Consider the following 25,809-nt stretch of genomic DNA (forward strand, 5'->3'; position numbering starts at 1 on the left):
TATTAGGCGCGCCGGGTGCTACACAAAACATTTACAAATCTATGATTTCTCGAAAACATACAACTTGTACTCTACTTGTAGACACGTTGAACTTCATAGGAGGGTATATAAAAATGACACATACTTCGAAACTCACAACAGCGGTTTTATCCGCATCTTTGCTTGTAGGTGCCATTGTTGCTCCTGCATCCAGCTTCGCAGCAGCGCCAATCGCCAAGAAACCGGGTGCTTTCACGCAAGCCAGCGTGGAGCGCACGGCACAAGGTAAATTAATCGTACGTTGGAAAGCTGACGCCGATCTAGGCGCAGCCAAAGTATACTGGAGCACTTCCCCGGACAACATCGAGCAGAACGGTAAATTGCTGGCTAAGACTTACTCGGCATATAACGGATTTGTAACCGAAGATCCTAAACCGGGTTCCCGCATTTACTTCCTTGTCAAAGGCGGCAACAGCTCGACGATCGAGACGGCTGAACGCAAAGTAAACCTGCAAGGCGCATTTAACTTCCGCGACCTCGGCGGCTACAAAACGGCAGACGGCAAAACGGTAAAGTGGGGCAAGCTGTTCCGCGGCGAAGAGCTTGGCCATCTGACGGATGCAGATATTAAGACCATTCAAGAGATGGGTATCAAAACTAACGTCGACTACCGTACCGATGCGGAAGTTAAAGCTGTTCCAGATCCGGTAATGGCAGGCATCAACAACATTCGTACGGATGCAGGCAACGCAGGTTCGACTGCTGATATGAATGCGATGATTGCTTCCGGCATGATGAAGGACGCCGCATCCGCCGTTCAAATGATGGTTGGCTTCAACAAACAAATGGTTGATGCTCCGAAATTTTACGTGCAATTGATGGATCTTCTTAACGATCCGAAGAACGTCGCTCTCTTGCAGCACTGCACAGCCGGTAAAGACCGTACAGGTCTAGGTTCCGCTATCATCCTTCTGACACTTGGCGTTGATGAGAAAACCGTAATGGACGACTACCTGCTCAGCGACTTTTACCGTGCAGAAGCTAACAAGAAGATGATCGATGGCGTGAAACAACAAGTGAAAGACGAGAACATTGTTGCTGCCATTACTGCACTGATGGGCGTACAGCAAGAATTCCTTCAAGCTGCTATTGATGAGATGAAAGCAAAGTACGGCTCCATCGATGCATTCCTGGAGACCGGCCTTGGCATCACGAAAGAAGAGCGCGCTAAGCTGAAAGCGATGTACACGGAGTAATCTTATAGCAAGGAGTCGCCCCCGGTTGTGGGGCGACTCCTTTTTCAACTAGGTTTCGGCGCTGTCAGTTTGCAGACCGCCTCTTGCATGTCATAATATACAGAGGAGTGCAAGAGAGAGAGGAACGTGTAATGATGGCGAATTCGACACTGATTGATACCGCGTACGACTATATGAATACCCAAATTCGAACCGGTGAGTTCATGCCAGGTTCACTTCTGTCTGAGAACGAATTGTCTGAAACCCTGAACATGAGTCGTACGCCCATCCGCGCGGCCATTTCTCGTCTTGAGCATGAAGGACTGCTCATTACGCTTAAGAATAGAGGCGTACTCGTCAAGGAGATCTCCATGAAAGAGGTCATTGACACCATGGAGGTTCTGTACCTGTTTCAACTGCAGGCCATCACCCTATTGAAAGATGGTGTAGTAGAGCCGGATTTCAAGAATCTGCAGGAGCATCTGAACCGTTCCATCCAGGCCGAGCAGGATAATGATTATACGCAGTACCTTGTGAGCTCTATGAAATTCTCCGAATGCTTGCTCAATGTCATGAACAACGGCGTCATTGCGAAGATCGTCGATGCCGGAGTCAAACAAATGATTCTCTTCGCCACCATTAACTTCAAATTAACACCTCACGAGCCGCACTATTCCGCCAACCGATTGAATCAATCCATTTACGATACAATTCTGGCAGGTGACTACGATCGATTCCGCGAGATCGCCAACCAGTCCTACGCCCATAACCGGCAGCGCATGCTGCGCATGTCGAGATTATAGAATAACAACAAGGGCTTCCTTTGCGGGAAGCTCTTTGCGGGAAGCTTCTCAGACTGCCCGAGAATGAACGTATCTCTCGACATTCTTTTCTTCTCATTCTAACGGTTGCCAGCGTGCTTATTTCATGGAAAATTCGCCTTTTAAAGCGCTAACGGTTGTGAGAGAAGCTATATGCAGCAAAGTGGTTGATTTGGGCTCGAAACTGGCCAATTAAGCTTCCTGGCAACCGTTAGAGAATAATAACGGGCTTTTTATGAGAAATAACCACTGTCACAACCGTTACAATTTCGTGGCTGGCAATATATCCAGGGCTTCCTTTGCGGGAAGCTCTTTTGTATTCCATTGACCACCGATTCTGCCCACGCAACCTCATCAAAATATCCTTATTTTTCTTAATAGATGCGTTATAATTTAATCTATGTATCTGCCATTACTCAATATATAAAAGGAGGAGCTCCCCTTGATTCGTAAGATGCTTCCGTATGCCATTGGACTTATGAGCCTCTCTTATATTTTCATCATTCCTGACGAGCCCGAAGGTATTAAGCTGGTTTTCAAGCTGATTCCTATGATTCTTATCCTGACGTATGCCTTCATGCTCTGCCCGACTTCTCGGCAGCCGAAACATTCGCTGCTCTTGCTCGGTTTGCTCTTCTCGATGTGCGGTGACGGATTAATGAAATGGTTCGTTGCCGGTCTCTCTGCCTTTCTGATCGGACATCTGTTCTACACCGCATCCTTCATCCGGCGAATGCGGTTCACTTGGCCGCGCGCCGCGACCCTCATTCCAATTGCTATCTATGCCGGATATATGAGTATACGGCTGGTGCATGCCCTTCAAGCCAGCGGGCAGAGCGGACTCATCGCGCCTGTTCTTCTCTATGTAACGGTTATCTCCTTAATGGCCTGGACGGCGATTCTAACAGGGAATGTTTACGCTATAATCGGGTCACTGCTCTTCTTAGCCTCCGACTCCCTTCTGTCTTGGAATATGTTTGTTTCGGACATTTCCCACCCCGATATTTGGATCATGGTCACCTACTATGCGGCCCAATTGTTCATTGCCAATAGCTTAAAGGAATCATCAACTTCGGTTTCTACCACTCCACATTTTCCTGCAAAATATTAATTGTTTTAAGAGTATGTTCTCGTTCCTTAATAGACATAATTATAGTAGAATCGAACATATGATCTACTATTTTGCTAGGAGAGGATGACTGCTACACATGGAACTCCCTGTAACAAATAGTCCTTCAACTGAACCTAAGCCCTCAATGGGCTCCATGCTCAGAAACCGATTTATTCAAGCGATCCTATCAGCAGGCGTATTCATGCAAATCGGCATTTGGGTGCGTAACTTCGCAGTGCTCTTGTTTGTGGTCGAAATGACCGATGGGGACGCGCTTGCCGTCTCGTTGGTCTCGGTAGCGGAGTTCGCGCCTATTTTTGTTTTCTCCTTCATTGGCGGCGCATTTGCTGATCGATGGAAGCCTAAGCAGACAATGGTATTATGCGACCTGCTTAGCGCAATATCGATCTTCGTTATTTTGCTCACCTTGCTTTATGGCTCTTGGCAGGCCATATTCTTCGCGACGTTCGTCTCGGCGATTCTATCGCAGTTCTCTCAACCTTCCAGTATGAAGTTATTTAAGCTGCATGTACCGGGCGAGCAAATGCAGGCCGGCATGGCTTTGTTCCAGACGATGATGGCCGTATTCATGATTTTGGGTCCAATTCTGGGCACATTCGTATTCGAACAATTGAACATCCACTGGTCGATGGGCATCGTCTGCGCCATGTTCCTCATCTCTGCCGCCGTACTTACGCTGCTGCCGCCGGACAGAGACGAAGAGAAAATCGATAAAGGGACTTCGATTTGGACGGAGATGAAGATGGGGCTCGACTACGTTCTTCATCGCAAAGCGCTCGTCGCTTTAGGCGGCTCTTTCCTCGCTGCGGGACTTGGCATCGGCGTCATTCATACGCTTGCCGTCTTTCTTATTACCGAGCAGCTCGGCTTGCCGAAGGGCAATCTACAATGGCTCTTCGCGGCCAACGGCGCGGCGATGCTTGTCGGCGGAGGATTATCGATGGTGTTCTCGAACAAAGTTGCGCCGCAAACGCTTGTTTTATGGGGCATGCTTGTCTCCGGAATTGGCGTATCGATTATGGGATTCTCCGAGATGTTCTGGCTCACGCTGGCGATGGAAGCCATGATCGGTTTCTTCATGCCAGCCTTACAGATCGGCATTAATACGCTAATTCTGAACAAGACGGAGGAATCATTCGTCGGGCGTGTGAACGGTATTCTGACGCCTATGTTCATGGGCGCCATGGTGGTTACCATGAGCATCTCCGGTTTCCTGAAGGACAGCTTATCGCTCTCTTGGACCTATCAATGCTCTGCTGCGATGTTTCTAATCGGCATCGTGTTTCTCCTGCCAATTTACCGAATCAAGGATCCGGTTCCGGTTCCCGTTGCGGTGGAAGCGCAGTAACTCAATTAAAGGGGCTGTCCCAGAAGGGGTTTCTTCAATAAGAAATTACTTCCTTAGGAGTAGCTTAAAACTAAGAAATGGCGCCACAGGTCACTGATCTGTGGCGCCATTTCTCGATTCATTGCGCGTACAGTCTTACACTGGCCAAGGGCCTATGTTGCAGCAATGGCAACCTTGCATATGCTTTACCGCTCAGTCCGTGTGCATCATCCAGTGCGGTTTTTGACTTCGTATCACACAAATTTATGCGATTTTAAGTTGGTTTTAAGGCTACTGGTATATGATCGCTTCAATACACTCTTATTCCAGAAGGCAAGTGAAAATCTGTGAGCAACGAAGTCTTATTCTCCTCCTTTCCTACCCTGTATACGGAACGGTTAGTTCTACGACAAATGAATGCCGCGGATGCCGGCGAGATCTATGCTTTTTATTCCGACCCTCTTGTCACGAAACATTTAGATTGGTCCGGCCCCTCTTCCATTGAGCATTCCAGATTGCTGATCGACTCATGGAATCAAGCCTTTGAAGCCAACAAGCTGCTCCCTTGGGGAATATCCCTTAGCAGTTCTACGCAATTTGTAGGTACGCTAATGCTCATGCCTACCAGAGGTCATTTTAATGAAGCCCCTTTCTTCCCCCTTACCCTCGGATTCGACTTGAAGCCTGAGTATTGGAACAAAGGTATGATGTCTGAAGCGCTGCGATCCGTTCTGGACTTCAACCGGAAGCATATCGGTCACCATAGAATTCAAGCTGAAGTCCTCCCTGACAATGCGGCCTCGCTAAAGGTATTAAAGAAACTCGGCTTTCAGGAAGAAGGTCTATTACGACAGTATTTGTTGCACGATGTTACGAAAACCTTCCTTGACGTGATTATGCTCGCTTTATTGTTAAGTTGAATGCAAGGATGCGGACATTAGAAAAGGCCTCACCATCCCTAGGACGGTGAGGCCTTCTATCATGCTCTCTTAATGCATCATTACGGGAGCATTGACTTGATCCGTTGTTTCACCTTCCACGGCCTTCGGCTTCCGAAGCAGAATGGCCAATAAGGCGCCGGCCGTAGCGATACATCCGGCGATGAAGAACGTATCTCCGAAAGCGGCGACGAGCGAGACAGCCGCATCACCTTTGCTCGCGGTCATATGATCCGTCATTCGCGTACTCAGGTAACTGGCCAATCCCGCAACCGCGAAAGACACCACGACTTGTTGGGCAGCAGACGTAAGCGGCGTTACCCGGCCTACGAGATGGCGAGGCGCTGCTTTCAAGATGTGCGTATTCACCGGCATCATCGACAGTCCCATGCCTACGCCCATAATCATCGTTGCTATGATTACGAAGCCTGAGCCGGAATCCGCTTGAATTTGCGACATATAGAACATGCCTGCCGCAACAAAGGCGACCCCGACCACACAAACGGCGCGAGCGCCGAATTTATCGAACAGTTTACCGCCAATAGGCATAAACAATCCTGTCATCGCGACTTGCGGCAGGATCATAAAACCGGTTTTGAGCGGCTCATAATGAAACACTTGCTGCATGTACATCGGCACGAACAAGAAGGAGCCGAATAAGGCCATGAACATGAGCCAAGACGTGACCATGCCGACTGTGAAGTCCGCGGATTTGAAGGCGCGAAGCTCCAGTAACGGTTGTTTATGGCGAAGCTCGACAATAATGAATAACACCAAAGCTACGAAGCCCACGATTAAGCCGACAATTGTTTTAGTAGAACCCCAATCTTTGCCGCCTTCACTAACCGCGTAAGATAACGTAGCGAATGCGATCGGTGCAAGGAGCATGCCCCATATATCGAGTTCCGGTACGGTTTTGCGTTCTACTCTCGGCAAGTACTTAAGGCCGACTAAGATGGCAATAATACCGATTGGCAAATTGATCAGGAAGATCCAGTGCCAAGTCGCGTATTCCAGCAAGTAACCGCCCAATACCGGTCCGAGCGCGGGTCCCAGCATCATCGGAATGCCGAGCATGCCCATGACTGCACCCTGCTTGTTAGGAGGAGCGAGCTTGAATATAATCGCCATCCCGATCGGCTGCACCATGCCTCCGCCGATTCCCTGAATAACGCGATAGGCAATCAGCTGTTCAGGCGTTGTGGCAAAGGAACAAAGAAGAGACCCTGCCGCAAACAAGAAAATCGTGATCAGAAAAATTTGTTTGGCGCCGAATCGATCGGTCAACCAGCCGGCCAGCGGAATAACCGCGGAAAGTGCCAGCGTATAAGCCGTAATGGACCATTGCATCGTATTGACGGACGACTTGAAATCATCCATTAAAGTCGGCAAAGCAATGTTCATAACCGTACTGTCGAGTATAACCATAATCATCCCGACGACGATTGCCATTAGCGGACCCATAATCGCTTTCATCGAGAACGGCGCTTCCTCAGTGGCAGCAACTGCATTCGAATAGTTAGACAACTTATCCCCTCATTTCCTTAAACTCTTACCAATAAACGGTACTATTATTGGGCAAATATTGCAATCGCCCAAACAACATTTATTGTTAAATTTTAGTTGCACAGAAAAAAGAACCCGCTACCCGCAGGTTCATGAAAGCCCCGTTCCGGACATCAGGCGATTTCGCCGATATCGTGTTGGCCGACAATGAGCTTCACCGGTTCCAAGTACACCCTGGTAACCACCGGTTGCGTAATCAGATCAAGCTCGATATCCGCGATTTTATAACGAGCGATTTTGCCTTCCCTTTTATCGTAGACAACGCTAAATTTCTTCAATCCCAGTTGATGAATCAGGATAGAGGAACCGATCGACAAGGCTGCCGTCTCGTACTCCCCATGCTCGAATAACACTTCCGAGATAATTTCATCATCCATATCCACGATTTTCACTTGCTGGCAGAACTGGTAGTGCATTGACGAATCTCTCCTTCCATTCGTAGATGTCGATGTGCCTGTGCATATCGTTAGTACCATTCTCCTCTATTATCGGTTGGTTCCTTCTAAAATTGAAATTCAATGTGGTACGAATCCAAGCCGGCGTTTTGTGATTCCCTGCACCACTATGCTACAATACTGAGATTAATGTAATTACACATAAGCGAGGTCTTATCGACAGCTATGCTAATCATCGGAATTGCAGGCGGCACGGGATCGGGCAAAACAACGGTCGCACGCTCGGTCATCGAACATCACGGGTCTGATAAAGTGACCTTTATATCGCAAGACAACTATTACAAAGATCATCCCCATCTTACGATGGCCGAACGCGAGCAGTTGAACTATGATCATCCGCTCGTATTCGAGAACGAGCTGCTGGTCGAGCATTTGAAGCTGCTGAAGGCCGGACAGACAGCCTATGCGCCGGTCTATGATTTCACGATGCATGCCCGCTTCAAGGATCAAACCGAGAAGCTCATGCCATACAACATCGTCATTATTGAAGGGCTTCACGTACTATCTGACGAGAATCTGCGTGCAATGCTCGATATCAAGGTGTTCGTCGACACCGATCCGGACGTTCGCATTCTGCGCCGGGTATTGCGCGACATGGAAGAGCGCGGCCGGTCGATTCAATCCGTCCACGATCAATACTTGCAGACCGTCAAGCCCATGCACGAAGCCTTCATTGAACCGTCCAAGAAATACGCCGACATCATCATCCCCGAAGGCGGGCAGAATGAAGTGGGCATCCGGCTGCTTTCCATATTGACGGAGAAATACTTAGGCGAGAAACGCATAATCGAATAGGTGAGCATAACAAATACATCGCCCGGGCGCAGCCCAAGGCGATGTATTTGTTTCATTTCGCTTCTTATCTGAGACGAGTCAGCGCTAACTTCATTTTCTCGATGTAGGCGGCTTCCCCGCCGGTACACATGAACGTCACATGCCCGCTCCCCAAGCCTGTTTCAATGCCATAGCGATTTAATAACGCCGACAACCTTCTGACCGTACCAGCGTTTCCGTTGACGATCTCGATATGGGGCGGCAATAGGTCGCGGAGAATATCCGTATAGAACGGATAATGTGTGCAGCCTAACACGATAATGCCGTACTGGTTAAGATCATAGGGGGCAAGCTTGCCTCGAAAGTACTCACCCATAACATTCCTATCGAATTGAAGGGATTCGCAGTACTGGACAAGCTCCGGCAACGGCAATGAGTCCACGATGCCATCTTGATCCACGCGGGATACGAGCGCATAGTATTTCGGCATCTGCAGCGTAAGAGGCGTAGCGAAAACGAGTACTCTCTTACCGGTTGCGCGGTTCATCTCTACGGCCGGTTTGACGGCAGGCTCCATGCCGATAATCGGAAAGGAGTACCGCTCTCTCAGCTCGTTTATCGCAATGCTTGTCGCCGTGTTGCAAGCAATAACAAGCGCATCGATGCCATGCTGAATCATCTTCTCCACAGCTTCAAAGACGAAGGTCTGCACGTCTTCCTTCGATTTGGTCCCGTAGGGGACATGTGTAGTATCTGCCATATAGAGATAATCCTCAGCAGGGAGCAGCCTGAGCGATTCGGCCAATACCGTAAGCCCGCCAATTCCGGAATCAAAAAAACCGAGTTTCATAGGGAATCAATTCCTATCAAATGTTGTAGTCATAGTCATACCTACAGCATAGCGCGATTGAAGTCCTCAGGGCAAGAACAGACATTTCGTCATTGTTGGCTTCACGTAAAAAAACCTTTGGTCATATAACTTATACGACCAAAGGTTTCCATTTTCATAGACTCATATAGATGAACAATTACTCTGTAGCAAAGTCCGTACCTTTTGCCGATGGATTTTTCTCGACAGAAACGACTTCCCCGGTTTCGGCGTTTACGGTTGCAACGTAAATATCGTTCCACTTGATGTCGAGTTCTTTACCCGCAAGCAAATCGCGCTTCGCTTTGATTTTCTCTTCATCCGTGTAGGTGTATTTTTGATTTTCGAAGGCTACAAAATAGAACTTTCCTTCCATGCCTTCGCGGGTGCCCACACTATAGGAAATGTCCATGCCGCTTAAGGATACGTTAAATTTATCTTGAACCGCTTGCTCCGCGGTCACAACGGCTATCTTTTCGTGCACCGGCACATTTTCAACTTTATTGACGCCCGGCTGCTGATGTTTACCGGTTACCTTCACCTGCTCCGCATGATCGAATGTAGAAGCATTTGCCGAAATAACGCCGTTTCCTGCAACCAACACGGTCGCTACTCCCAAAGTCATGGCTGCAGTGATAAACTTTTTATTCATTTTTGATTACCTCCAATAGTTTGTGGTGTTTCGTAGCTACAAACCAACTATAATGGAGCCGCGTTATAAACTAATCTTCAAGTTGTAACGGAGTTGTAAAATACACGGAGATCCTTGTATATTCATGTTCTTTGGAATCGATTTGAAGCTTTGCATGATGGAGCTGGGCAATCTGATTGCAGATCGATAGACCAAGCCCTAGCCCACCCAGTTCTTTTGAACGGGATCGGTCCACGACATAGAACGCTTCCGTAATTTTCGCAATGTCCTTCTCCGGTATGCCTCTTCCATAATCCAAGACTTCAAGCATTACGCCTTCGCCGTAAGTGCAGCTTCTCAATTGGATTTCCCCCTCGAACGAGGAAGCTTTGATGCTGTTTTCGACTAAGTTAATGAACAGAGAACGCAACAGTTCTTGATCGCCATAGACCTTGTCGGCAGAGCACTCTATTGTGACCTTCATCTGTTTTTGCTCCAGATGATGCCGCTCCATATTCACCACATAGGAAAACAGATTTTCGATATGAACGGGTTCTAAGGCTATCTCTCCGCTCTTCAAATACAGCAATTGCATCATTTTTCCCGAGAGAACATCCAGCCGCGCAATATGCTCGTGAATGTAGCGAACCGCCATTTTTCGTTCTTCCTCATTATGATTGGCATGATTCAAAAACTCGCTGTATCCCTTGATAGCCGTAATCGGTGTTTTCAGTTCATGAGTGAGGTTGTTGATGAATATCTCTTTGTCTTGGCTCGTCTTATTGATCGTTTCAATATGATTGGAAACGGCATCGGCCATCTTGTTGAAATCTTGCGCCAAATCCCCGATTTCGTCGTTTCCTCCAACTTTCACGCGTTGCTCATACGCTCCCGCGGCAATCGCCTTTACACCTTTGTTCAACCTGCGAATAGGCGCGGTTAATTGAAATAACAGAAAAATAAGCGCCGCCGATAAAATTACGGATATGACAGCACTCAATTGAATGAAATAGTGCCTTAAAGTAAAATGATATTCCTGTAAATAATCCGATTTTCTTGAAACAACGAGTCTTAAATCCCGGACTTCCATTTTCCCGCCGACAAACAGCCACAGCTTATCATTCAACTTTCTGTAAACGAAGTGATATGGATTCCCATGCAGCTCCGCCCGTTCCCCTGCAAACTGATAGGCATTGGAGAAGATCAATTGGTCCGCTCGGTACACCTCCAGAAGAATATCCTCTTTATAATGATTAGCCGCAAAACTAGCAATTAACGTTTCATAGTCGGTACTTCCCGTGCTTTTCGTATATGCGGAAAGGATATAGCTTAACGATTTCTCGATGCTCCCGTATTCGCTCAAGCCTCTTGAAATATCCAATTGTTCGTTTAGTTCATAGCTCTTCTTGAGAAGCGCATAAGCTCCGAGGTCGAAGGCGATCAGAAATACAATCAACACGCTTAAGTACGTCTTCTGCCAAAATTTCACCTCTACACCTCTAGCCTGTAACCGTATTTATACACCGTCTTGATTCGGTTCTCCCAATTTAGTTTCTTTCTCAGCTTCTGAATATGCACGTCAACGGTTCTTGTTTCTCCATAGAAGTCGAAGCCCCAGGTTTGTTCAATAATTCTCTCGCGGGACAGCGCGATATTTTTATTTTGCACAAGAAGGTCCATTAATTGAAATTCCTTGTTCGTTAGTTCCACTTCTTGTCCTTGAACCGTAACAATATGCTTGTCCAAATCAACTATGGTGTCATCCAGCCTAAATTCGTTTGCGGTCTTCTGATTTCTTCTTAGAATGACATGGATACGTGCGATGAGTTCCACCGCTTCAAAAGGCTTAACGATATAATCTTCCGCTCCGGTCTCCAGGCCATGCACTTTATCCGAAACCGAATTTCTTGCCGTTAAGAAGATAACCGGCACGCCTCGTTTCGCAATATCCTGCATGATTTCAAAGCCGTCTCTGCCAGGCAGCATCACGTCCAGGATGATTAAATCGATTTGCGTCTCATTTATTGTTCGTAGAACTTGATCGCCACTGTATAGTTGGACATACTCATGCCCGACCATCTTTAAATTGACAGCTATCAAATCGTTTATTGCCTTCTCATCATCTACAATCAGGATTTTAGCCATAACCATACACCTCTACGCCATGATAGCAATTCTGAAATGGAAAGTTATCATAGAGTTGTAAAATTCTATTTTCCACAGCTTACCCCATGGAAGATTATCTATTCGATAAAGAGGAAATCCCCACTTTAAGCCATAAAAAAAACAGAGCGGACGGCATCCTTCTCGCCGTGCTCTGTGTTGAACTTCGCATTATAGCAGTATGTTAGGGCTGGAGCAGCCAACGGTGAGCCTTAGCAAACAGTGGTCCCCACGTAGATTCGTGGTGCGTGCCGCCCGGAATATAGTCGAATTGAATTCGGTCTTCCGCTACCCCTGCTGCAATCAGCGTCTGTTGTGCCAGCGTGACGTGCTCATGAGCAATCCGATTAAAGTCCGGGTTGTCGGTCTCCAATTCGCCGATGCTCAGATAGACGCGAAGCGTGGGAGAGATAACCGACTGCCGGATCAATTCAATGATTGCGCCGTTGTCATGCCACATGACAAACGATAATCCTCCTACTCGGTCGAACTGGGCGGGATAACGGATAGCCGTGTAGAGCGAGATATACGCTCCGAACGAGCTCCCGCTAATCATCGTGTGCTCCGGTTCGGGGAGGGTCCGATAGTGACGATCTACATACGGCTTAAGTGTCTCCGCGAGGAATGCGGCGTAAGCTTCGCCTTTGCCTCCGAAGCCATATTCCGCGTTAATCGCGAAGTTATATTCATTGTTGCGCTGGTCGCCTCCATTATCGATTGCGACCACGATCGCTTCGATCTCCGGTTCATCAACTGCCAGCTGCTCCAATGTCTCATCGACTCCCCACTCGCTGCCCCATGACGTCGGTTGATTAAACACATTTTGACCGTCGTGCATATAAAGGACAGGATACCTGCGAGTGCCTTCGTTATAGCTTCTCGGCAAGTAAATCCACACTCTGCGTTCGGTCTGCAGTTGCGGAATCGGGAACGCTTCGATCACCCTCACATCACCGGTAATGGTATGGTTGGCGTCGTCTATCAGCACTTCTCTCCACGGCAAAGCAGTAGGATTCATCATCGTTTCCCCTCAGCGTGAATAAGCTTTAAACTTCGCGCATGATGGCGGCCAATCGGCACGACCATCGGGGAATCCGACACAGGGTCGCGAATGACCGCGCAGTCGAGGCCGAAGACATCTTGGATTAAGCCAGCCGTGATGACCTCAGACGGCTTGCCTTCCGCCACCAGCTTGCCTTCGCGAAGAGCGAAGATATAGTCCGCGTAACGGGCGGACAAGTTAATGTCGTGAAGCACCATGACGATCGTCGTGCCATGCTTGCGGTTGAGATCGGTCAACAAATCCAATATCTCGACCTGGTAGGTAATATCCAGGAACGTCGTCGGCTCATCGAGGAACAGAATGTCCGTCTGCTGCGCCAATGCCATGGCAATCCAGACACGCTGTCTCTGGCCGCCGGACAGCTCATCGATATTCCGGTCGCCCAAATCTGTAATCTTCATAATGTCCATCGCTTCGGCAACGGCTTCATAATCCTTCTTCGTCCATCCGCCGAGCCAGCCCTGGTGCGGGAACCGCCCTCGGCCAACCAAATCCGCGACGGTAATACCTTCCGGCACGATTGGAGATTGCGGCAATATGCCGAGAATCCGGGCGAGCGGCTTGGGAGAGAATTCGTTCAGCGGCTTGCCGTCCAGCGTGATACGGCCGGATTCCGGTTTAATCAGCTTCGCCATGGTTTTCAGCAGCGTGGACTTCCCGCATGCGTTGGCTCCAATAATGACACTGATCTGATTGCTGGGAACAGCTAAGCTTACGCCATGGATAATCGTTTTGTTGTCATAACCCGCAACGGTTTGTTCAGCTTGGAACTGATGGCTGGGTTTCATGTTAGAAATCCCCCTTTCGGTTCATTCGAATAAGCAGGTAGATCAGATACGGCGCTCCGAGAATACCGGTGATGACGCCTACGGGAAACCGGGTCTCGAATGCATACTGGCCGATCAGATCAGCCCCTAGAACCAAGATAACGCCGACCAGACCGGCAGGAATAACGGTTGAGTAGCCGACGCCGACCAATCGCTTCGCGATCGGACCCGCCAGAAAAGCTACGAAAGCAATTGGGCCTGTCGTTGCGGTCGCAATGGCAATCAAGCAGACAGCGCTTAAGACCAGCAGAATGCGGGTTCTGTCCGTATGAATCCCTAGGGAAGAAGCCGATTGTTCGCCTAGCTCGAGCAGACTAAGACGCTTGCCCAATAGCATGATGATCGGCGTGCACACCAATACCGTAATCGCCAGCGGCGGGAGATCATCTAATTGCGTGCCGTTGAGGCTGCCGCTTAGCCAGCGGAATGCTGCAGGAACGTCGTATTCAGCACTAATCTTTAACAGGTAGGTAATAACGGATCCGAACATGGCATCAAGACCGATACCGATCAGAACAAGCCGCCCGATGGAGAATACTTTTCTGCGTGACAACAGATAGAGCAGCATCACCGAAGCTAAGCCTGCCAAGAACGCCGCAATGGAAACAACCGCTTCACTCGTATGAAGATAGATGATACAGAAGACGGCTGCGACGCTCGAACTTGACGTAATGCCCAGTACGTCCGGATTCGCAAGCGGATTCCGGAGCATCGTCTGAAACGTATTGCCTGCTAATCCGAAAGCAAATCCTGCTAACAATCCTGCCAGCATACGCGGTAACCGAATGGTCTCCATGGTGAAGGTCAACCCTTTGACCTCTCCTCCCAGTAGAACCCGTACGATGTCTTTGACCGGATAGATCGTATTGCCAAAATAGAGCATCGCGAAGCAAAGCAGGAAGGAAATGCCTCCGAGCAGGGAAGTAATCAGTACAAAGCGGCGGCGCCTTAGACGCCTGCCCGCCATAATGAGGTTAATCGTCGTCGTATTCATCATAAGGATCGCACTTTCGATCTAATCGCCAACAGGATGAGGATCGGGGCACCGACGAATGCGGTGACCATGCCGACCTCCAGCTCCCCGGGGCTTCCGAGGACTCTGCCGATGACGTCAGATATGGTTAAGATAACGGCGCCGGCCAAGGCCGACATCGGAATAAGATAACGTTGATCAGGTCCGATTAACAGACGGATGACGTGGGTCGCCAGCAGTCCAATGAAACCGATCGGACCGGCAAGCGCAGTGACGGTACCGCATAGTAAGACGCCAGCTATCGACGCAATGAGACGCAAAATGCCGGTTCGCACACCCAGTCCACTCGCTGCCTCATCGCCAAGCGCCAACGCATTGAGAGCGGCAGCCGATGCGATTGCAATTAACATGCCCACAATGAGGAAAGGTAAGAAGGTCGTGATATCATGCCAATTCGCCGAGCCGACGCTGCCCATCTGCCAGAAACGAAACCGGTCCATGACTTCGGCACGCGGAATCATGATGGCGCTGATAAGCGAAGAAAGTGCGGCACTTGTAGCCGCACCCGCTAATACGAGCTTGATAGGCGTAGGTCCGCCACGCCCCAATGAACCGATGCCGAACACGAACACCGCGGTAATCGCCGCTCCTGCACAAGCAAGACCAATATATTGGTTAGCCGTACTGATATGGAAGAACGCGATTCCGCTAACGACGAACAATGCCGCACCCGTATTGACCCCGAGTACGCTCGGATCGGCAATCGGATTGCGTGTGACCGCCTGCATGAGAGAACCTGCGATGCCGAGCGCCCCGCCGCAGCAGAGACTGAACACGGTTCGGGCGACGCGCTGGTGCATGATGCCGGCGCCGAATGAATCGTTGCCGCCGTTGAACAACCCGTCTATCATTTCCTTCATGCTGAGGACCCGAGAGCCGAATGCCAGAGACGCCAAGATGCATGCACCAAGCACGGCCAAGCCGATAATCAAGACGATCGCGAAGTGCTTAGGCACAGACGACTTTAGCGGCTTAGATACGGGGGAGATTAGATTAACCATTTGCCTTCTTGGCAGCCGCATCGATCAGTTTCAAGTATTCGTCAAGCGTGTAAGAGATGGACAGCGGATTCGGGTTGCCGGCAGCTGCAAGAGGCGTGTTGTCCTTGATCAGAACGACGGAGCCTTTAGCGATTGCAGGAATTTTGCCAAGCAACGGATCAGCTTGAAGCTTCTTCAACAGAGCTTCGTCTCCGTAAGTAACAATAATATCGGTATCGTTAAGGAGGTCAGCGTTCTCGGCGCTAAGCTCGAAATAGAAGCTGTCCTTGGACACTTTGCTGAGGACGGTATCCGAGTATTTCATGCCGAGCTCAACTAAGAAGTCGCCGCGCGGATCTCCAGGTGCATAAATCGAAATTTTCGACAGGTCGTCCGGAGAAATGAATGCGAAGAGAGCATTCTTGCCTTGCATGTCCGGATAAGCGCTTGCTTTTTCTTTAATGACAGCTTCCGTATCTTTAATGAGCTGCTCGCCTTCTGCTTCCATACCCATACCCATCGAATCGAACTTGATCATTTCTTGCCAGCTCGTAACCCAAGGGCTCTTCTGATAAGCAACTACCGGAGCGATCTTGCTCAATGTTTCGTAGTCTTCCTTCGTCAGACCGGAATAAGCGGCCAGAATGACGTCAGGCTTCGCATCCGAGATCGCTTCGAAGTCAAGACCATCCGTATCTTGGAAAATGTTAGGCGATGTGGAACCAAGCTCGTCGAGCTTCTTCTTCGTCCAAGGCAACAAGCCGCTGCCGTCCGTAACGCCGTAGTTCGCCGCCGAGAATCCTACAGGTACAACGCCGAGCGCCAGTGCAACGTCTTGGTTCGCCCAAGAAATTGTAGCGATACGTTCAGGCTTCTTCTCCAGTACAGTCTCGCCGAATGCATGCTTAATGGTGATTGGATATTGTTGCGTTGCTTCCTCGGAAGCGGTCTCATTCGAAGCCGGCGCATTAGTTGCGGCGTTCGTGTTCGTTGCCCCGGAATTCGAAGAATTCGCTGCGTTACTGTTGGTATTGTTGTTGCCGCCACAGCCTGTCAGAGCGAGCATAAGCGTAAGTGATGCGAGAAGAGTAGACACTACAAATTTACGTTTGGATTTCATTGATATAACCCCATCCTGTCTTTTTATAATAATTGATAACGATTATCATTATTAGTATTGTAAGGTGGTTCGGAAGACCTGTCAATGGACGTTCACAGAATGTTCGAAGCTGACGATCCGATTACACTCGACCGTCTGCTCGACGAGATCGTTTCCGTAATGAGCAGCAAATCGTAAATGCTCAAAAACAAAGACCAGAACACCTAAAAGAGGCGTTCTGGTCTTTGTCGTATCGGCGGTTTTATTATGGCTGTAAAGAAGAATGAACCTCGACGATGCTGCTATCGTAGCCGCTGCCGTTCCATACGGAGTAGGATAGCTTGTTGCCTGAAGGGCTCCACGAAGTACTCATGGCGTTCTCGACATCGACTACGATACGGGTCGCTTCATCGGACAGAAGGTCGTGGACGTAGAGGCCTTTGACCGTCGCGCCGTTTGCCTCACCTTGCATACTGTACGCGATCAGCCGCTGATCCGCTGACCAGGAGATTGCGCCGATTTCCGCTCCTTCCGCGATTGTCTTGGCGTTCCCTCCATCCAGATCGCACAGCACAAGCTTCACTTTTGTGCCGTCATATTGCTTCACCAGCAGCTGCTTGCCGTCGGGCGAAGGAATGACACTGCCTACGGAACCAAGCCCCATATCCTTGGTCTCCTTGGTATCCAGATGGAGCACCTTCAGCGCTTCATCCGCATTGGAATTGTAGTATATGCTGCTGCCGAGCTTGGCTACGATAATCAGTGCGCCTTCTTTCAATTCCTCAAGCGCGGCGATATCGCCTTCGGTGGTCGCCGTGTAAGCTCCGCCTGCATAAGAAGCGCCGATAATACTGCCATCATCCGCCCATCCGGCGCTTATAGCTCCTCCAATGGGCTCACCGGCCAAACCAAACGACTTCAGCGTTTCCAAATTCATGACATAATAAGCAGGATCGCCAAGCGTGTACTCCTGGTAGATGAGATGTTTCTTGTCCGGCGACAAGCTAGCGCCTCCCAAGAACACATTCTCCTGCTCTTTCAGAGGTACGAACTCCCCTGTCTTCAGATCGACCCGGTACAGGCTGCGCGGGTAGGAATCCGCCAGCTCCTCCAGCTTCATCTTCGCTAAAGAATCGTTCTCCTTGGATACAATGACTGTATCCTCATCCAGCCAGCCGAATACTTCCGTCTTCCCGTACATCTTGATGTCTCCTAATGTAATGGCCGATCCAGCCGTCGGTTTCTCGCTACCTTTATCAATAACGGTAATGGTTTTCCCCGGCTCCTTGATGACCTGACGGTTCCCTTCGTTATCTCCGCTGCAAGCGGTGAGGGTAAGCAGCAATGCGGGGACGCATGCGATAATGGCTAATTTTTTTGTATGGATCAATGTGATCGCCTCCTTAATGCATACAATACCAACCGAATGTTGCAAAAGAACGAAGGGTTGTTTCCAAGTTGTAAACAATCTTATCAGGATTGCATCGGGAACGTCAGTTGGAACGTCGTGCCGTTGCCATCCGACTTCACGATGGAGATCCGTCCTCCCTGCGACTCGGCATACCGCTTCGCAATCGACAGCCCAAGTCCAGCGCCGCCATGCTCCCTGGATCGGTTCCGATCCACCGTATAGAACGCTTCAAAGATCTTGTCCGCGACCTCTGCCGGAATACCGATCCCCGTATCGGATATTTCGATGACAATCTCATTTTCTCTGACAACATTACTTACGCGGATGCGACCGTCCGTCCTGTTGTATTTGATGGCGTTGTCCAACAGGTTCGCAAGCACGATATTCATGTAATCCTTATCGGCTTCCATATAAGCTTCGTGCAAATCCGTCTCAAGCGTAAGGCCGAACTTCTCCATTTTGCCCTTGAGGAAGTCCAGCACCGTCTCAATGGTACTCCGTATCTCGAGCCTTTCCTTGTTATACTCAAAATCGTATTTCTCCATCGCGGACAGTTGCAGCACCTTCTCCACCATTTCGTAGAGCCGCTGCGTCTCTCCGGCGATATGGGTTTTGGCCGTAGTCAGCAGTTCCTCGTCATCGGGATACATGTCGAGCAGATCGAGATAGGCTTTAATGGAAGTAAGCGGCGTCTTGAACTCATGCGTGACATTGCCGATGAACTCCTTCTGCTGCCGATCCAGCTCCGATAACTTGCGAACCGCAAGCGCCAGCTTCTCCCGTTCCTCGTCCTTATCTCGCATCGTGGCCATCAGTCGTTCGCTCATGGCGGCAATGCCCGCGCCGAGTTCCCCGAGCTCGTCTCTGCGCTTCATATCCGGCACTGCGAACTGCCCCTCTCGAATACGGCTTACCGTAACGTTCAGCTTAATGATGCTGCGAGCGAAGGAGTTGAAAAACAAGTAAGCTAAGAGGAAGCTGAGCACGAACACGCCCGCTCCGATATAGTTGAACAATTGTTTAATCTCATAGTAGAAGACTTGATGGTCATGGAGGGAATAATAGAACTGGACGACGCCGACCTGCTCGCCTCCCGCGCGCAGCGGAGTCAAATAATACATGGACTCCCCTTCCACCAAATAAGCGGTCTTGTTCTCCAGCGCATACGCCAGTGTCTGCTTAATGCTACCAGATGGGGGAGCCGCCGCCTTCCTCCCCATGACGGCGCCGCTCCCATCGTACAGGACAACGGGCTGCCCGCTAATCAGCTCCAGTTGCTTGGCGAACGCTTCGCCTCTGGTCTTCAGGAATGTCTGAGGAACTTTGTTGGACTGCTCCATAATGGATTGGATGAAATAGACGTTCGCCGTGTCGGCTTGCTGAGAGAGAAGCCCCTCCACCTGCACGCGCTGATTCCGCTCAATTCCCTGCAGTACCAGCATACTGAGCACGATTACGGTGAGCAGCAAAATAGCGCCGAGGAACAGGCTGAATTTCAGCTTAATGCTAATTCTCACGGTGTCCTCCAGACGCCCTGTAGCCGACGCCATGCACGGTTTGGATGGTATCCCCGTAGTCGGGTCCCAGCTTCTTGCGCAGTCGCTGCACATGAATGTCTACCGTACGCGTACCTCCGTAATAATCCATCCCCCACACCAGGTCCAGCAATTGCTCCCTTTCGTACACCCTGTCAGGATTGGCTGCCAGCAGCGCCAGCAGATCGAATTCCTTAGGCGTCAGCTCCAGCTGGCGTTCTCCCGCCATTACCGTTCTTCTGGCAACGTTCACCTTCACTCCGCCTAGCTGAACCTCTCGCGGCTTCTTCTCTCCGGCTTCTTGTAACCGTCTAAGCAAGGACTTAAGCCGCGCGAGCAGCTCCCGCATGTCGAAGGGCTTCGTCATATAATCGTCAGCGCCAAGCTCTAGTCCGAGCACCTTATTCACAATGTCTTCCTTGGCCGTCAACATGATGACGCCAATTCCACCTTTATCCTGCAGCTTCTTCAGCACATCGTAGCCGTCCATACCGGGCAGCATTACATCGAGAATGATGGCGTCGGGACGCGTCTCGCCAAGACGCTTCGCAGCAATATCCCCGCGATCGATGACCTCCACCTCATAGCCTTCGCGCTTCAGGGCATAGGAGATCGCGTCCGCGATTGCCTTCTCGTCTTCGATGACCATAATCTTTGCTTGCATACCATTCACACCTGCCCCGTGTCGTTATCGTGTACTTCCATTATAAAGGCTTTGCAGCTGGAACCAAAATCCCACCTTGCAGAGAAGAAACATTATATTACCTATTTGCGTACCCAACCATGGTTTTAGCTCTACTACGATTTATTTATAAGAATCATCAGGTCATCAGTTGGACCGGGAGTACACGGAAACCCCACCGAAACGACCGAAGCCCAAAATCCTTAACTCCGCCTACTACGAAGCAAAATGGAAAATGGATAACCCGCTTCTCTTTAGCCTTGTTCAAGACAAGAACGGGATCTTTTAATGTTGTCTATACAAAAAACGGCACCCCCGCGATAAGCGGAAGAGCCGTTGTACATCCGTGGTGCCCTATTCGGTTAAACTCTTTAAGACAGCGCCAAGTCTGTCCAAATTCTGTTCGTTCGCCTCTTCGCACATCGACTTCAGCTTGGCGTAATCATCAGCGGATTCAAAAGCTTGGCGGAACACGATCTCCGTTCCACCATCGGTTTCTTCGAAATCAGCCGTCAATATAAAATACGGGTTGGAATCGTGTCTCAGCACGATCCGCTCAGGTCCAACTTCGCGAAACACGTTACGATTTGGATAATCCACGCCGTTAGGACCATGCATCGTAAATTCCCATACGCCTCCGGGACGTAAATCGAACTTGTGCATCGTATTCGTAAACCCGCTTGGTCCCCACCACTTGGCGAGTAGTTCCTGTTTCGCCCAAGCCCGGTAGACCGTTTCGCGCGAAACATCGAACCTTCTCCTGGACACCAGCTCATGCGTCTCGTCATTGCTTTCCCCAAGCGATTTGCCGAGCAGATCCAGAAGAAAATTCGTTCCATGCTCGCGTTGTTCGGGCTTGTCGTAACCGTCGAAAAACGCGCCTTGCTCCGTAAACGTCAGCTTAACGCCTTCTTCGGTCTGAACGAATTCAACCGTCGTGACGGATACGGACATTCGGTCTTCATCTTGATCCAAGCTGTACGTGTAAACGATGCGTTCATTGGGTACGATTTCCTGATACAAGGCGTCAAACGTATAGACAGCGCCGCCCGGAGGACCGCCCCGGCTGAATTCGCGTCCTCCGACACGAAACTCGAATTGCTCCGCTGGCGAGAACCACCGCGCTTTGGCGATTGGGTTTGACCATGCCGCATACACTCTTGCCAGAGAGGCACGGTAAATGCGCTCAACTTTGAACGTCGAGTGAGTCGTAAATCTTGGCTTCATAAGAAGTCCTCCCTAAAATGATGTCTCTTACGGCTCTTTCAGAAAATCATCAAGCTGATCCAATCGGTGCTCCAACTCCATTCGGCGCTCCAATATATATTTCTCCTGGCTTGCCTTCATCGTCTCCAGAAGCGAGACGAATGCGTCGACGGAAGGCGGTTGCTGATCGTTCATCTTCTCGGCAACCCGTTCGAGCTCGAATAGGAGCTTCCGTTGCGATTCGATCGTTTGACGGACGCGTTCAATCTGAATAGCTACGATGTCGTAAGGAGTATACGCATGGCCTTGCAAAGTCGTCTGAATTTCATCAAGCGATAAACCTAAGTCTTTAAGCGCCATGATCTGCTGCAGCCGCCTGATGTCGGCCTCGTTGTACAAACGATGTCCCGAGTCAGAGTGTCCGGAGGGCATAAACAGGCCGATCTCATCGTAAAACCGAAGGGTGCGTATCGTCAGTCCAGTGAGTTTGGCCAGATCCCCCACCTTCCAATGCTTCTGCATAATCCGCTCCCTCCCCTTGCACTAGCTTGCTACCGGTAATTTAAGAATAATACATAACGTTACGTAAGGTGCAAGCGAAACTTTCGGCTCTATTGAAACCATGGTACAATTTTCTATTATACGAAAAGGGGTTAGCATTATGAGAGTTAAGCTGGAGGGTCTTACGATTTTGGCCGATGATGTCGCATCGTTGGCAAACTTCTATAAGAATGCAATCGGATTCCATGCGGCTGTAGAAGAGGAACATTACGTGGAGCTGGTAAACGACGGCATTCGGCTTTCATTCTGCTCAAGGTCTTTAATGGCGGAAAACACGAATAACCATCGATCTTTCCTCGACAATCGCCAGGGCCAAGCTTTCGAGCTCAATTTCGAGTGCGATTCTCCCGCGGCCGTGTATGAGCTGTTGGAGCAATACGTCGCGCAAGGAGCTGTGGCGATTTCCGAGCCGACACTCAAGTCTTGGGGACACACCACCTGCTTCTTCGCCGATCCCGAGGGCAATATCCATTCGCTTTTTGCGGTCAATCCGACGTAATTGGTCTAGTACGGAGGATATTCACCGAGCCGATTAAGTGGTAAAATTTAGAAGGTGCAACACCACAAGGGTTTCCTTGTGTTTATATAGATATTCCACATACAAAGGATGATATTTCATGCAAATCACCTGTAATCGTCAAAACAACCGGAGAGTGACTATATTCTAGCTCTCCGTAATTAAAGGAGAGAGTTATGACTCATAACGACGTAATTCATATTAGCAACGCCTATTTACTTCCCCTAATAGCAGAGCTGTACGGGTTAGACGGATATGACATCCAACCTGTCCCTGCGCATGACGGAGGGCGGAATGTCGTATATACGTGCGAGAGAGAAGGCGCCGATGCAAAAGTAATCCGAATTGCATTCTTAAGCGACAGGAGCCGGGAAGATTTCCTGGGAGAAGTTGAATATATCCGGTATTTGTTCGAACACGGCTGCAGTGTCTCGGATGTAGTCAGCTCCAAGAACGGAAATCTACTCGAAGAGATTGCCCATCCTAACCGAAACTTCTTTGTCTGCGTATTCGATAAGGCCAAGGGCAAAGGACTCGCGGAAAATCATTATCAGTATCGGGAAGGGATTCCGATTACCGAATATTACTACAACTGCGGTAAAGTCCTCGGTAACATGCACCAATTGTCGAAAGGGTATACCCCTATCCATCGCCGGCATCATTTTTTGGATAAATACAATACCGACTATATCGACAAGCTGATCCCAGGCTCGTTGTCTCTGCTTAAGAAGAAGTTTGCAGAGCTCCTTGACACATTAGCCGCACTAGAGGAGAGTCCCGAGTCTTTCGGTATGGTACATTTGGATTACAGCGATGGTAATTACATGATTGACTTTAATACCGGGCAAATCACTGTTTTCGATTTCGATAACGCTTGTTTCTGTTGGTATATGTATGATCTGGCAAATGTCTGGACGCACGGCGTCGGCTGGATCCAATTCGAACAGGACGTCCACAAACGCAAACGGTTCATGGAAGAGTATTTTGAAACCGTCCTTGCGGGATACCGATCAGAAACTAACATCGAAGATGCAATGCTCGAAAAGCTGCCCTTATTTATTAAAGCAACCCTCATGGAAAGCATCGTTGATGCATTCGAAGTGATGCGCAACCATGGTGAAGAACCGGAATGTGACGAGAGGCTGTCCTATCTCATCAAATGCATGGAAGACGATATTCCGTATGAGGGATTCTTCCATGAAATTTACTCCTGTGAAGAGCCCTTTGAGTATGAGGTAAGAAAGATTTAGCCTTTGAGGCAATGTTATTTTCTATAGCGATGTAAGAACGGATACTTCCGACGGAAGTATCCGTTTTCTTTCCTCTTCGCGGTCTTCCACAACCGCTTAACTACTTATTAATTCGTTTATTAACTTCAATCGCAATGAACTCCGGCAAATAATGAGGCGTACAGTTCTTTGCTACCATTTCATCTTTATAAAGACCCGTTTTCTCACCAAGTTCAATGCACCGTGCTCGATTCTTTTGATCATAGATGCCAATCCAGGCTGCGGTGAAATTCATAGCCCATTGAACTTCCGGTTCTTCCTGCGTAATAGCAGCTTCAATTGCAGTTAGTAAGTCTGCGTTGTTATCAGGCGGTGTTTGTCCAGTCCATCTCAATCGCGCTTTATGATACCAGAAGGCTCGCCTTTGAAGAGCAGAAGGACTATTTTCCCATGACTCCATCAATGCAATGTTCTTCTTGTCTTTGGTGAGCTGATTCGCCATTAACCAATCCATTAAGTTATTTCGCTCATCAAATGTGTGAATCTGCATATCCTTATCAAGCTTATCTAGCACATCTTGTGAAAGAAGGTTTTTGTCCATAATTAAGATGGCCAATAGTCTGGGCAGGTACTCTTCGGTTGACCAAAGATCCATAGCTAATTCGTGATCTTTTTTAATGTCCTTCGCGATTTTTCGTAAGTCGCCTAGCATCGTTTTACTATTGATCTGCAGTAGAATGTTTTCTGCTTTTGATGAGTGTTTCGGTTCTGTACTTTTATTCGTATTCATTGGACACAGCTCCTTTATGACAGCAATAGGCTCCTATTCTTCCCCGTTTATGCAATCATACCACGCACTTGGAAATGATTGTCGCTTTGCATCATTAACCTCTAGAAGTCCAGGAATTGTAATATTTATATTAAAAAAAACATTCTACAACCTTTTCCATTCTGCATGAAATATTATAAAACTAGTTAGCAAATTAACAATGATTTGAGCCAAGGAGGTTACCGATGACAAGGCCCGCTGCTCACATTACAAATCCCTTTACCGGACAAAGAATGATTTTCCGCATAACGGGAAAGGACTCGAATGGATCCTTATTAGAAATTGAAACTTTTAATCCACCAACAACGGAAAGAGAGCCGATACATATTCACCCCAAACAAATAAGCTCCTGTGAGGTTATTTCCGGAAAAGTTCATTTTGAAGTAGACGGAAATACTAAAATATTAGGTCCGGGCGAAACCATCGAGGTTCCTGCTGGGGTACCTCATCGTTTTTGGAATGAAGATGCTAGCGAGGAGGCTCATACGATTCAAAGATTTTCACCTGCATTGAATACGGATGAATTTTTTATAACCTATTTCGCATGGGCAAGAGACGGTAAACTCAATAAGAAAGGGCTCCCTAATTTGGTTCGCATGTCACGTCCCGCCTTATATCATCAACATGCAATTCAGGTGGTTAAGCCGCCTTGGTATATCCAAAAAATCATTTTCACAACACTTGCACCCCTCGCCATAATTCTAGGTTATCAAGAAAAATATCAATAAATCGTTAAACAAATACAGCATCTGCATACATTTGTTTCTTTCATGCTGACTTCAGCGCATAAAAATACAGAGCATCGGCAATCATCTTGCCGTGCTCTGTGCTATGAACTTCAATACTAATATTCAACTTTCCGCTCTTACTCTTCCCCAACCGCAATCGGATTCGTCTCGTACGTAGGGGATTTAAATGGGACAGCGTTACTAAAATATGAGTTATTAA

26 protein-coding genes are annotated in these 25,809 nt (G+C 48.8%); 9 read left to right on the forward strand and 17 right to left on the reverse strand.

Going from position 1 to position 25,809, the window contains the following annotated elements; all coding sequences use genetic code 11:
- The first annotated feature begins 113 nt into the window (after positions 1-113).
- From AC0YN4_RS26770 to AC0YN4_RS26790, 5 genes are all read left to right on the forward strand, one after another.
- Positions 114-1,235, forward strand: coding sequence for a tyrosine-protein phosphatase (locus tag AC0YN4_RS26770; RefSeq protein ID WP_475837244.1), 1,122 nt, complete (start codon positions 114-116; stop codon positions 1,233-1,235).
- Positions 1,236-1,366: 131 nt separating this feature from the next.
- Positions 1,367-2,017, forward strand: coding sequence for a GntR family transcriptional regulator (locus tag AC0YN4_RS26775; RefSeq protein ID WP_475783695.1), 651 nt, complete (start codon positions 1,367-1,369; stop codon positions 2,015-2,017).
- Between the two features lie 460 nt (positions 2,018-2,477).
- Complete coding sequence (locus tag AC0YN4_RS26780; RefSeq protein ID WP_475783694.1) at positions 2,478-3,146, forward strand: lysoplasmalogenase; 669 nt, start codon at positions 2,478-2,480, stop codon at positions 3,144-3,146.
- A 154-nt stretch (positions 3,147-3,300) separates the two neighbouring features.
- Entirely contained in the window at positions 3,301-4,515 is a 1,215-nt protein-coding gene (locus AC0YN4_RS26785; RefSeq protein WP_475837245.1) for an MFS transporter, read from the forward strand.
- Between the two features lie 326 nt (positions 4,516-4,841).
- Positions 4,842-5,414 (forward strand): GNAT family N-acetyltransferase, encoded by a 573-nt coding sequence (locus tag AC0YN4_RS26790; RefSeq protein WP_475837246.1) that lies wholly within the window; start codon positions 4,842-4,844, stop codon positions 5,412-5,414.
- A gap of 69 nt (positions 5,415-5,483) precedes the next feature.
- Here the strand turns inward: AC0YN4_RS26790 and AC0YN4_RS26795 are convergent, their stop codons facing one another.
- Complete coding sequence (locus AC0YN4_RS26795) at positions 5,484-6,959, reverse strand: DHA2 family efflux MFS transporter permease subunit (RefSeq protein ID WP_475837247.1); 1,476 nt, start codon at positions 6,957-6,959, stop codon at positions 5,484-5,486.
- Positions 6,960-7,111: 152 nt separating this feature from the next.
- Positions 7,112-7,414, reverse strand: a complete 303-nt coding sequence (locus tag AC0YN4_RS26800) for a hypothetical protein (protein ID WP_475837248.1) — start codon at positions 7,412-7,414, stop codon at positions 7,112-7,114.
- A gap of 204 nt (positions 7,415-7,618) precedes the next feature.
- Between AC0YN4_RS26800 and udk the strand changes: the two genes are divergently transcribed.
- A complete protein-coding gene (gene udk, locus AC0YN4_RS26805) occupies positions 7,619-8,248 on the forward strand; it encodes a uridine kinase (protein WP_475783689.1) in 630 nt (209 codons plus the stop codon).
- 64 nt (positions 8,249-8,312) lie between these two features.
- Here udk and murI read toward each other — a convergent pair whose 3' ends face one another.
- From murI to AC0YN4_RS26875, 14 genes are all read right to left on the reverse strand, one after another.
- The gene (gene murI, locus AC0YN4_RS26810; protein ID WP_475783688.1) at positions 8,313-9,077 is read right to left on the reverse strand and encodes a glutamate racemase; all 765 of its coding nucleotides are present in this window, start codon (positions 9,075-9,077) and stop codon (positions 8,313-8,315) included.
- Between the two features lie 178 nt (positions 9,078-9,255).
- Positions 9,256-9,747 (reverse strand): hypothetical protein, encoded by a 492-nt coding sequence (locus tag AC0YN4_RS26815; RefSeq protein WP_475783687.1) that lies wholly within the window; start codon positions 9,745-9,747, stop codon positions 9,256-9,258.
- Between the two features lie 70 nt (positions 9,748-9,817).
- Positions 9,818-11,215 (reverse strand): sensor histidine kinase, encoded by a 1,398-nt coding sequence (locus AC0YN4_RS26820; RefSeq protein WP_475837249.1) that lies wholly within the window; start codon positions 11,213-11,215, stop codon positions 9,818-9,820.
- Positions 11,216-11,217: 2 nt separating this feature from the next.
- Entirely contained in the window at positions 11,218-11,871 is a 654-nt protein-coding gene (locus AC0YN4_RS26825) for a response regulator transcription factor (protein ID WP_475783685.1), read from the reverse strand.
- Positions 11,872-12,073: 202 nt separating this feature from the next.
- Positions 12,074-12,910: an alpha/beta hydrolase gene (locus tag AC0YN4_RS26830; protein WP_475837250.1), complete on the reverse strand. Its 837-nt coding sequence runs from the start codon at positions 12,908-12,910 to the stop codon at positions 12,074-12,076.
- Entirely contained in the window at positions 12,907-13,740 is an 834-nt protein-coding gene (locus AC0YN4_RS26835; RefSeq protein ID WP_475837251.1) for an ABC transporter ATP-binding protein, read from the reverse strand. Before AC0YN4_RS26835 ends, AC0YN4_RS26830 begins: the two co-directional genes overlap by 4 nt.
- 1 nt (position 13,741) lies before the next feature.
- Entirely contained in the window at positions 13,742-14,773 is a 1,032-nt protein-coding gene (locus AC0YN4_RS26840) for a FecCD family ABC transporter permease (RefSeq protein ID WP_475783845.1), read from the reverse strand.
- Positions 14,773-15,813, reverse strand: a complete 1,041-nt coding sequence (locus tag AC0YN4_RS26845; protein WP_475837252.1) for a FecCD family ABC transporter permease — start codon at positions 15,811-15,813, stop codon at positions 14,773-14,775. Before AC0YN4_RS26845 ends, AC0YN4_RS26840 begins: the two co-directional genes overlap by 1 nt.
- On the reverse strand, positions 15,806-16,912 hold the full coding sequence (locus tag AC0YN4_RS26850; RefSeq protein WP_475837253.1) for an iron-siderophore ABC transporter substrate-binding protein: 1,107 nt from the start codon (positions 16,910-16,912) through the stop codon (positions 15,806-15,808). The genes AC0YN4_RS26845 and AC0YN4_RS26850 overlap by 8 nt, the downstream gene beginning before the upstream one ends.
- A gap of 244 nt (positions 16,913-17,156) precedes the next feature.
- Positions 17,157-18,281 (reverse strand): TolB family protein, encoded by a 1,125-nt coding sequence (locus tag AC0YN4_RS26855; RefSeq protein WP_475837254.1) that lies wholly within the window; start codon positions 18,279-18,281, stop codon positions 17,157-17,159.
- 83 nt (positions 18,282-18,364) lie between these two features.
- A complete protein-coding gene (locus tag AC0YN4_RS26860) occupies positions 18,365-19,819 on the reverse strand; it encodes a sensor histidine kinase (protein ID WP_475837255.1) in 1,455 nt (484 codons plus the stop codon).
- Positions 19,809-20,501, reverse strand: coding sequence for a response regulator transcription factor (locus AC0YN4_RS26865; RefSeq protein WP_475837256.1), 693 nt, complete (start codon positions 20,499-20,501; stop codon positions 19,809-19,811). The genes AC0YN4_RS26860 and AC0YN4_RS26865 overlap by 11 nt, the downstream gene beginning before the upstream one ends.
- A gap of 372 nt (positions 20,502-20,873) precedes the next feature.
- Positions 20,874-21,746, reverse strand: a complete 873-nt coding sequence (locus tag AC0YN4_RS26870; RefSeq protein ID WP_475837257.1) for an SRPBCC family protein — start codon at positions 21,744-21,746, stop codon at positions 20,874-20,876.
- Between the two features lie 27 nt (positions 21,747-21,773).
- Entirely contained in the window at positions 21,774-22,247 is a 474-nt protein-coding gene (locus tag AC0YN4_RS26875) for a MerR family transcriptional regulator (RefSeq protein ID WP_475783670.1), read from the reverse strand.
- A gap of 139 nt (positions 22,248-22,386) precedes the next feature.
- Between AC0YN4_RS26875 and AC0YN4_RS26880 the strand changes: the two genes are divergently transcribed.
- Positions 22,387-22,785 carry a VOC family protein gene (locus AC0YN4_RS26880; RefSeq protein ID WP_475837258.1) on the forward strand — a complete coding sequence of 133 codons (399 nt, stop codon included), beginning with the start codon at positions 22,387-22,389 and terminating at the stop codon, positions 22,783-22,785.
- Positions 22,786-22,979: 194 nt separating this feature from the next.
- On the forward strand, positions 22,980-24,053 hold the full coding sequence (locus AC0YN4_RS26885) for a phosphotransferase enzyme family protein (RefSeq protein WP_475837259.1): 1,074 nt from the start codon (positions 22,980-22,982) through the stop codon (positions 24,051-24,053).
- A gap of 100 nt (positions 24,054-24,153) precedes the next feature.
- Here the strand turns inward: AC0YN4_RS26885 and AC0YN4_RS26890 are convergent, their stop codons facing one another.
- Positions 24,154-24,822: a DNA alkylation repair protein gene (locus tag AC0YN4_RS26890; RefSeq protein WP_475837260.1), complete on the reverse strand. Its 669-nt coding sequence runs from the start codon at positions 24,820-24,822 to the stop codon at positions 24,154-24,156.
- Positions 24,823-25,046: 224 nt separating this feature from the next.
- On the opposite strand from AC0YN4_RS26890, the gene AC0YN4_RS26895 reads away from it, so the two are divergent.
- Positions 25,047-25,589, forward strand: coding sequence for a cupin domain-containing protein (locus tag AC0YN4_RS26895; RefSeq protein ID WP_475837261.1), 543 nt, complete (start codon positions 25,047-25,049; stop codon positions 25,587-25,589).
- Positions 25,590-25,809: the final 220 nt, after the last annotated feature.

The sequence above is a fragment of the Paenibacillus sp. J22R3 genome, from assembly GCF_056269305.1.

Excerpts from the sequence above, each read along its gene's own strand:
- AC0YN4_RS26770 (WP_475837244.1), top strand. The coding sequence starts at position 114 with ATGACACATACTTCGAAACTCACAACAGCGGTTTTATCCGCATCTTTG.
- AC0YN4_RS26775 (WP_475783695.1), top strand. The coding sequence starts at position 1,367 with ATGATGGCGAATTCGACACTGATTGATACCGCGTACGACTATATGAAT.
- AC0YN4_RS26785 (WP_475837245.1), top strand. The coding sequence starts at position 3,301 with ATGCTCAGAAACCGATTTATTCAAGCGATCCTATCAGCAGGCGTATTC.
- AC0YN4_RS26800 (WP_475837248.1), bottom strand. The coding sequence starts at position 7,414 with ATGCACTACCAGTTCTGCCAGCAAGTGAAAATCGTGGATATGGATGAT.
- udk (WP_475783689.1), top strand. The coding sequence starts at position 7,619 with ATGCTAATCATCGGAATTGCAGGCGGCACGGGATCGGGCAAAACAACG.
- murI (WP_475783688.1), bottom strand. The coding sequence starts at position 9,077 with ATGAAACTCGGTTTTTTTGATTCCGGAATTGGCGGGCTTACGGTATTG.
- AC0YN4_RS26815 (WP_475783687.1), bottom strand. The coding sequence starts at position 9,747 with ATGAATAAAAAGTTTATCACTGCAGCCATGACTTTGGGAGTAGCGACC.
- AC0YN4_RS26825 (WP_475783685.1), bottom strand. The coding sequence starts at position 11,871 with ATGGCTAAAATCCTGATTGTAGATGATGAGAAGGCAATAAACGATTTG.
- AC0YN4_RS26830 (WP_475837250.1), bottom strand. The coding sequence starts at position 12,910 with ATGATGAATCCTACTGCTTTGCCGTGGAGAGAAGTGCTGATAGACGAC.
- AC0YN4_RS26835 (WP_475837251.1), bottom strand. The coding sequence starts at position 13,740 with ATGAAACCCAGCCATCAGTTCCAAGCTGAACAAACCGTTGCGGGTTAT.
- AC0YN4_RS26840 (WP_475783845.1), bottom strand. The coding sequence starts at position 14,773 with ATGAATACGACGACGATTAACCTCATTATGGCGGGCAGGCGTCTAAGG.
- AC0YN4_RS26845 (WP_475837252.1), bottom strand. The coding sequence starts at position 15,813 with ATGGTTAATCTAATCTCCCCCGTATCTAAGCCGCTAAAGTCGTCTGTG.
- AC0YN4_RS26850 (WP_475837253.1), bottom strand. The coding sequence starts at position 16,912 with ATGAAATCCAAACGTAAATTTGTAGTGTCTACTCTTCTCGCATCACTT.
- AC0YN4_RS26865 (WP_475837256.1), bottom strand. The coding sequence starts at position 20,501 with ATGCAAGCAAAGATTATGGTCATCGAAGACGAGAAGGCAATCGCGGAC.
- AC0YN4_RS26870 (WP_475837257.1), bottom strand. The coding sequence starts at position 21,746 with ATGAAGCCAAGATTTACGACTCACTCGACGTTCAAAGTTGAGCGCATT.
- AC0YN4_RS26875 (WP_475783670.1), bottom strand. The coding sequence starts at position 22,247 with ATGCAGAAGCATTGGAAGGTGGGGGATCTGGCCAAACTCACTGGACTG.
- AC0YN4_RS26880 (WP_475837258.1), top strand. The coding sequence starts at position 22,387 with ATGAGAGTTAAGCTGGAGGGTCTTACGATTTTGGCCGATGATGTCGCA.
- AC0YN4_RS26885 (WP_475837259.1), top strand. The coding sequence starts at position 22,980 with ATGACTCATAACGACGTAATTCATATTAGCAACGCCTATTTACTTCCC.
- AC0YN4_RS26890 (WP_475837260.1), bottom strand. The coding sequence starts at position 24,822 with ATGAATACGAATAAAAGTACAGAACCGAAACACTCATCAAAAGCAGAA.
- AC0YN4_RS26895 (WP_475837261.1), top strand. The coding sequence starts at position 25,047 with ATGACAAGGCCCGCTGCTCACATTACAAATCCCTTTACCGGACAAAGA.